9 protein-coding genes and 1 tRNA gene are annotated in these 6477 nt (G+C 43.2%); 8 read left to right on the top strand and 2 right to left on the bottom strand.

From position 1 onward, the window contains the following. Nucleotides 1-73: 73 nt before the first annotated feature. The 4 genes from PY364_RS09315 (at nt 74) to PY364_RS09300 (ending at nt 2680) form a co-directional block, all read left to right on the top strand. The gene (locus PY364_RS09315) at nt 74-793 is read left to right on the top strand and encodes a TVP38/TMEM64 family protein (protein WP_275522021.1); all 720 of its coding nucleotides are present in this window, start codon (nt 74-76) and stop codon (nt 791-793) included. A 42-nt stretch (nt 794-835) separates the two neighbouring features. Further along, nucleotides 836-1726, top strand: a complete 891-nt coding sequence (locus PY364_RS09310; protein WP_275522020.1) for a class I SAM-dependent methyltransferase — start codon at nt 836-838, stop codon at nt 1724-1726. 48 nt (nt 1727-1774) lie between these two features. Then, nucleotides 1775-2482, top strand: a complete 708-nt coding sequence (locus PY364_RS09305) for an HAD family phosphatase (protein WP_275522018.1) — start codon at nt 1775-1777, stop codon at nt 2480-2482. Between the two features lie 125 nt (nt 2483-2607). After that, nucleotides 2608-2680: transfer RNA gene (locus tag PY364_RS09300), tRNA-Ala, on the top strand. A 169-nt stretch (nt 2681-2849) separates the two neighbouring features. On the opposite strand, the gene PY364_RS09295 is transcribed toward PY364_RS09300, so the two are convergent. Beyond that, nucleotides 2850-2981 carry a hypothetical protein gene (locus PY364_RS09295; protein ID WP_275522016.1) on the bottom strand — a complete coding sequence of 44 codons (132 nt, stop codon included), beginning with the start codon at nt 2979-2981 and terminating at the stop codon, nt 2850-2852. Nucleotides 2982-3304: 323 nt separating this feature from the next. Here PY364_RS09295 and PY364_RS09290 point away from each other — a divergent pair, with 323 nt between their 5' ends. Continuing rightward, nucleotides 3305-3751, top strand: coding sequence for a hypothetical protein (locus tag PY364_RS09290; protein WP_275522015.1), 447 nt, complete (start codon nt 3305-3307; stop codon nt 3749-3751). 177 nt (nt 3752-3928) lie between these two features. Here PY364_RS09290 and PY364_RS09285 read toward each other — a convergent pair whose 3' ends face one another. After that, the gene (locus PY364_RS09285; RefSeq protein ID WP_275522014.1) at nt 3929-4537 is read right to left on the bottom strand and encodes a hypothetical protein; all 609 of its coding nucleotides are present in this window, start codon (nt 4535-4537) and stop codon (nt 3929-3931) included. A gap of 236 nt (nt 4538-4773) precedes the next feature. Between PY364_RS09285 and PY364_RS09280 the strand changes: the two genes are divergently transcribed. The 3 genes from PY364_RS09280 to PY364_RS09270 all read left to right on the top strand — a co-directional run bounded on the left by PY364_RS09280 (nt 4774) and on the right by PY364_RS09270 (nt 6373). Beyond that, nucleotides 4774-4971: a high light inducible protein gene (locus PY364_RS09280; protein ID WP_275522013.1), complete on the top strand. Its 198-nt coding sequence runs from the start codon at nt 4774-4776 to the stop codon at nt 4969-4971. 142 nt (nt 4972-5113) lie between these two features. Continuing rightward, nucleotides 5114-5653 (top strand): photosystem II reaction center PsbP, encoded by a 540-nt coding sequence (gene psbP, locus PY364_RS09275; RefSeq protein ID WP_275522011.1) that lies wholly within the window; start codon nt 5114-5116, stop codon nt 5651-5653. Nucleotides 5654-5719: 66 nt separating this feature from the next. After that, on the top strand, nt 5720-6373 hold the full coding sequence (locus PY364_RS09270) for a nucleoside triphosphate pyrophosphatase (protein ID WP_275522010.1): 654 nt from the start codon (nt 5720-5722) through the stop codon (nt 6371-6373). Nucleotides 6374-6477 lie beyond the last annotated feature (104 nt).

The following is a 6477-nucleotide window of genomic DNA, read 5'->3' as shown; positions in this document are numbered from 1 at the left end:
GTAAATATACCGCCCAGAGGGCGGCGTTACGAATTTCCTTCTTACTTCGACTTTTAAGCGATCAATTTAAAAAATGGACAATCTCGAACCTGATAAAAATCAGCCTTTCTCAAACAAGCTGAAGTTAATCTTGGGAATACTTTCAATTATTGCTCTAATTGTGGGAGCAAAATTTTTTAACCTTCAAGGAGTTCTTAAAGATTCCTTAGAGTTAATTGCTAATCTTGGCCCTTGGGGGGCTGTGGCTTTTATCTTGGTTTACATTCTGGCAACCGTGCTATTTATTCCAGGTTCTTTACTTACTCTCGGCGCTGGTGTATTATTCGGAGTAGTTTGGGGTTCAATCTGGGTTTCTATTGCTTCTACTTTAGGGGCAACTTGTGCTTTTATTGTGGGCAGATATTTAACTCGCGATTGGGTTTCTAAGCAGATAGAAAGCAATGAAAAATTTAAGGCGATTGATGAGGCGGTGGCGGTTGAAGGATGGAAAATTGTAGGCTTAACCAGACTTTCTCCGATTTTCCCTTTTAATTTGCTCAATTATGCTTTTGGAGTTACCCAAGTATCACTTAGGGACTATTTTTTTGCTTCTTGGATTGGTATGATGCCGGGAACGGTTATGTATGTTTATATTGGTTCTCTAGCAGGAAATTTAGCGGCCTTGGGCACTCAGGGGCGATCGCGTACAATTGGTGAGTGGGTGCTTTATGCTGTGGGTTTGGTAGCTGCGATCGCAGTCACGGTTTATATCACTCGTATTGCTAAAAAGGCTTTAGAGGATAGAATTTCCTAAAGTTTGACCTGCAAACAACTAAACATAATCAAGGAGACTACTATGGCTGTTCGCAAGGATACAATTTTTGAGCGTTTTTTGTCGCCGATTATTCGGCTGATGATTGACGAAGAGGCGCTGCGGCGGTTATATGAAAATATTGATTGGGAAAAAGAGAGCGATCGCATCTCTCAGCCAAATCTAGTTTATCCCGAATACTACAGCAGCCAGAACTTTCACGGCATAGAAAGAGGCTACCTCAATCCTAGTGCGGCGGTTTCCTACGATCCCATAACTCAGTATGTCTTACCTCCTAGCGAGGCGATCGTTAGACAGGGATTAATTGATGCTGTTATGGGTGTACCGAGGCGAATTTTAGACTTAGGATGCGGTACTGGTTCGACAACATTGATGTTAAAACAAGCATTTCCGCAAGCAGAAGTCATCGGGATAGATTTATCGCCTTATATGATTCTAGTAGCAGAAATGAAAGCTCAAAAAGCGGGGTTAAATATTCAATGGCGACATGGAAATGCTGAACAAACTGGATTTTCTAACGCTTCCTTTGACTTGGTAACTGCTTCTTTGCTGTTTCATGAAACGCCACCAACAGTATCGCAAAGTATTCTCAGGGAAAGTTTTCGCTTGCTGACAGTTGGGGGACAAATAATAGTTTTAGATGGGAATCAGAAAACTTTGCGGCAGACAGAATGGCTGACAGATGTGTTTGAAGAGCCTTATATTAAGTCTTACGCTGCTGGTAATCTCGATGCTTGGATGGGTAGCGCTGGATTTGGTGCTGTCCAAACTGAGGATCTATGGTTGGTAAATCAGGTGACAAGGGGTGTGAAACCTATGCCTGGTCAAGCTCCGCAGGTGCAGGTTAATCAGTGGCAAAATGCGAGCGATCGCGTGCCTGATTTTGACTTGGAAGGGTTTCCAGCCCCAGCTTAAAACACTTTCTCAAAATAGTTAAACTTAGCTTTTTGCTACACTTTACCCATGACCTTAAAAGCGGTTTTATTTGATTTTAATGGAGTGATTATCAATGATGAGTCCATTCACGAACGGCTGATAGAGCAATTGCTAATTGAGGAAAATCTACGGATTAATCGTGGAGAATTTCGGCAAGTTTGTCTGGGAAGAAGCGATCGCGCTTGCATTGCGGAATTACTCAATCGCAGAGGTAGAACTGTTACTGAAAGCTGTCTCGATCGGCTGATTGCACGCAAGGCTCAAGCTTATATTAAAGAGGTTGAGCTGTTGGAAAAATTGCCGATATATCCGGGGTTGGAAGAATTTATTTTGAGCCTTCAGGTGGCGCAATTAAAAATCGCTTTGGTGACAGGTTCTCTGCGGTTGGAGGTAGAATTGGTGTTAAATCGATCTGCCTTAGCAAAATACTTTGAGGTGATTGTTGCTGGTGATGATGTAACGGCAAGTAAACCGCAACCAGACGGTTATCTTTTAGCAGTTGAAAGGCTGAATCAGCTTTATCCAGACTTTAATTTGGAACCGGGGGAATGTTTGGCGATCGAGGATACTTTTGCTGGGATTCAAGCGGCCCAAAGAGCTGGTATTTCTGTTGTGGGAGTGGCGAATACTTATCCGTTTCATTTTCTCCAACGTGCGGCTAATTGGACTGTGGATTACCTTTCCGATTTAGAATTTGAGAGAGTCCAGCAGGTTTATTCCCAGGGGGTAAGCTAGGAAAATTGGGGATAGTCTAGACATTTTTGCGAATTTGTGGTATGATGCCTAAATGTCTGTAACCATTTAGCAATCAGTCACGATCGAGGTTTTAGGTTTTTTAGTCTAAAATCTAAGCTCGGTAGGGGGAATTAGCTCAGTTGGTAGAGCGCTGCGATCGCACCGCAGAGGCCAGCGGTTCGAGTCCGCTATTCTCCATCGGTTGTTGTCAAATAACACATTATTTGTCTTTGTTAACAGATTAATGTCGTTCTTAACAAATTAATGTCGTCAAGCAATTAAAGATAACCGTTAACAGATTAATGTCGTTTAAAAGTGACATTACCCAACAAAATAACCCATTCGTGCGATCGCTCCTATTTACTATTTAGCATATAGCGATCGCAATGCTGAACAGAGCAACCGCTTTGGCTAAGCTGTTGCATTCGACTAGAAAGTCTTTAGGGTCTAATATCAAATCCGGGTTAGTCATCCCCTTTATTAGTAATTCTGTCGTCATTGCGAGCTCCGCGAAGCAATCGCAGAGACTAGGCGATTGCTTCGCAGAGCTCGCAATGACAATCAAGGGGTTAGTAAAACTGGATTTGGTATAACCCATAAATTATTTACCCGAATGCTTCGCCTTTACAACAAATATATAGCAGTTTTCAATCGAGAGAGGTACATTAGCAGCCGTTAGTAGACTAGCCTATAATTTTAATCTATCGAAAGAGTGGATTTGTTCAATAATTTACGATCGCATAACTTCAGTCTAGGGAAAGATTTGCTCGATCGCTCAAATGAACTAAAAATAGAATGTTAAATCTCATCGAATTGTATTCTATGAAACTGAATTATTTTACAAAACCGCTTTCGACTCTAGGACGCTGGATGGCCACAGCTCTGTTTTGCGTGTCAGCGATCGCCTTCGTTTGGCAAGGTGCGTTTTTCTCGAACACCGCAGCAATGGCTAATCCTGCTTCCAGCCTAATCGCAACCTCAGATGCGGGCGATAAGGTTAAAGACAAAGCAAGTGAAGATGCTGGACGAGCCAAAAATTTCATCGAAGATACGAAAAATAAGGTGAAGGAAACTGCAAACAAAAATGCCGATCGAGTCGATCGAGCAACGGACAATCGTAGTTTTGTTGAACGCAAAGCAGACAAAGATGCGGCGCGAATTGAGGAAAGAGCCGATCGAGATGCGGATCGGACTCAGAAAGCAGTAGACAACACAAAGAATGCTATTGAACGCACTGTTGATAAGATCAAGGATACTTTTAGTAACTAGAGAATAGATTCTCGCAAAGAAAGTCAATGTACATTTTTTCCTTCATTGCATCTCCTTGAAGCGGAAGGATTGATGTACATTGACTTTCTTTAAAACTTTTTGTTACCTGATAGCGCGATCGCGACTTCCCCCCAATCGCGATCGCCCTCTATTGGGCCAGAGGATAAAATCTAAAAGCTAAACTCGATTAAGCCACTGAGGATAAGCAAAAGAATTATCCAGTGTTAACTTTTCACCCGGATAACTTTTACTCAGCCAACCAGCTACAACCTGTAAATTTTCCATCAAATAACTGTCATGGCCAAAAGATTCAAAGGCAATAGTCCACCACCCCTCCCCATTAATACTTAACTGCGTAATTTCAACGCTGCAACCTTGGGGAATAGGTGCTTCCACTGGAACCGGAGTCAAACCTCCCTCTGAAACTTCGTATAGGCGTTGCGATCGCTTTTTCTTCACCGTCACCCATACTCCAGTCGCCAAAATATCAGCCGCCACAGGTGCTTCCGTTTCTACACAAACCCACTTCAGCCACTTTTCCGCCTTTCCCTCCCAGCGGTTGCCAAACTGCACCGCCCCTAACTCAGCCTGCCGCCATTTTACCTCTAAGCCTTTCTGCCTCAACTTTAGCCCCAGATAATCACAGCTAGGGATCAGTAAATATGAGTCTTCCCGTTCTTCATGAGGCCACAAATACCCGCCCAGACTCTCCTGCCAAAACCACTCGGCGATCGCTTTTGGCAGCGTGCCACTATAAAACCATCGCAGTTCCACACTGGCCCGCATAACTCTTTCCTCCCTTACAACATTTTCTTCCAGCCCTGACTGGATTTGCTACTGACCTTACACTTGCCACCCTCTATAGTCCCTTGTTCCTTGTCCAGAGTCCACTGTCCGCAGTTAGATTTTGCACTAAATACAAGAAACTCTTGAGATTGAAAAAATTTTATATTCTACTTTACATTTATTAACAGCTCTGTTACATTTGTTAACAGGAGAGTAAAACCATTCAGGAAAAAAACATGACTAGCAAAGGAGCGATCGTTGACGATCAAGGCAAACTCAACAATTTTGCCATTGAACCCCCTATTTACGTCGAACAAGAGCCGCGTACAGGCTTTACAACCTACGCAGAACGGTTAAACGGTCGCCTAGCTATGGTTGGTTTTGTCTCCCTGCTGGGTTTAGAAGTGCTCGCTAGGCACGGATTTCTGGGATAACAAACTAGCGTGTATTGGGATTTCGAGATACAACTACAAAGCTATGGACGAGGGAAGCGCTCCATAGCTAAATTGTTTTTACGTAGATGTTTAATGAGAGAATTAGCATTACATCATGCACCCGACCAGGTAATCAAGAATAATGCTCAAACGAATTGCGGCAATACTTCTGGTGGTTTTTAGCTTTACCTTAACCAGTTGTGTATCAACCGTTAGCGGACTCAAAAGCTACATTGACACAGCCGACGGCTACCAATTTCTCTATCCTAATGGCTGGACGGCACTAAGTGTTTCCAATGGCCCAGATGTAGTGTTTCGCGATTTAATTGAGCAAACAGAGAACGTCAGCGTCGTTATCAGTGAAGTTGCCAGTGGTAAAACTCTTGCCGATCTAGGGACTCCGAGCGAGGTAGGATATCGGTTAAGCAAAAGTGCGATCGCACCTCCCAATTCCGGCCGCGAAGCAGAATTAGTCAATGCCGAGGTTCGCGAATTTGGGGCGAAAAGTTATTACATTTTAGAGTATGCTGTAAAACTCCCAAACCAACTGCGGCACAGCCTAGCTAGCGTAGCAGTCAGTCGCGGTAAACTTTTCACCATCAACATTTCTTCTACTGAAGATAGATGGCCAAAAGCAAAAAAAATATTTGAGAAAGTGATTAAATCTTTCTCTGTCTATTAAGCTTAACAGTTAATTGTTAACAGTTAACAGTTAACTGTTAACAGCTATAAGTTTCGATCTCACAAAATGGATATTCCCACTTTTGTACTAGCCTCAGCTTCCCCCGCACGCCGCCGCCTATTAGAAAGTGCTGGCATTAATCCTATTATTTATCCCAGCGACTTTGATGAGTCCCAAATTCAACTAAGCGACGCGGCTGAATTAGTCCAGATATTATCACAGCGGAAAGCTGAAACAGTAGCGAAATATCTGATTGCTAATCCCAATTCACTCCCGACTGGGAAAAAGCCAGAATTTGAACAAGGTAAATCGATAGTAGTTTTGGGATGCGATTCCCTTCTGGTTGTTGGCGACGAGATTCATGGAAAGCCAGCAGATGCAAAAGATGCGATCGCGCGGTGGCAAAAAATGCGCGGTGAAGTTGGCCAACTCTACACTGGTCATACCTTAATTGACTTAACACAGGATAGAATAAAAGTCAAGTGTCAAGTTACCCAAGTTTATTTTGCTGAAGTTAGCGATCGCCAGATTGCAGCTTATGTCGCCACAGGAGAACCCCTGCAATGTGCTGGCTGTTTTGCCATTGAAGGTAAAGGGGGATTATTCATCGAGAAAATTGAAGGTTGTCACACAAATGTCATCGGTTTAAGCTTGCCACTACTGCGAATAATGTTGGCAGAATTGGGATATGACGTTACAGATTTTTGGCAATCAAATTAGGAAATTTAGAGGTTGACTGCTAATGGCTAATGACTAATTCAGGACTTATGCACGATTACGTAACGCCGCCATCCTGGCGGTAAAGTCACCGCCAGGATGGCGGC

It is taken from the genome of Kamptonema sp. UHCC 0994 (assembly GCF_029167235.1).
GTDB lineage: Bacteria > Cyanobacteriota > Cyanobacteriia > Cyanobacteriales > Microcoleaceae > Kamptonema.
This window is presented reverse-complemented; position numbering and strand designations above follow the sequence as displayed.

Coding starts and splice junctions, on each gene's coding strand:
- PY364_RS09315 (WP_275522021.1), top strand. CDS start 74: ATGGACAATCTCGAACCTGATAAAAATCAGCCTTTCTCAAACAAGCTG.
- PY364_RS09310 (WP_275522020.1), top strand. CDS start 836: ATGGCTGTTCGCAAGGATACAATTTTTGAGCGTTTTTTGTCGCCGATT.
- PY364_RS09305 (WP_275522018.1), top strand. CDS start 1,775: ATGACCTTAAAAGCGGTTTTATTTGATTTTAATGGAGTGATTATCAAT.
- PY364_RS09295 (WP_275522016.1), bottom strand. CDS start 2,981: ATGACGACAGAATTACTAATAAAGGGGATGACTAACCCGGATTTGATA.
- PY364_RS09290 (WP_275522015.1), top strand. CDS start 3,305: ATGAAACTGAATTATTTTACAAAACCGCTTTCGACTCTAGGACGCTGG.
- PY364_RS09285 (WP_275522014.1), bottom strand. CDS start 4,537: ATGCGGGCCAGTGTGGAACTGCGATGGTTTTATAGTGGCACGCTGCCA.
- PY364_RS09280 (WP_275522013.1), top strand. CDS start 4,774: ATGACTAGCAAAGGAGCGATCGTTGACGATCAAGGCAAACTCAACAAT.
- psbP (WP_275522011.1), top strand. CDS start 5,114: ATGCTCAAACGAATTGCGGCAATACTTCTGGTGGTTTTTAGCTTTACC.
- PY364_RS09270 (WP_275522010.1), top strand. CDS start 5,720: ATGGATATTCCCACTTTTGTACTAGCCTCAGCTTCCCCCGCACGCCGC.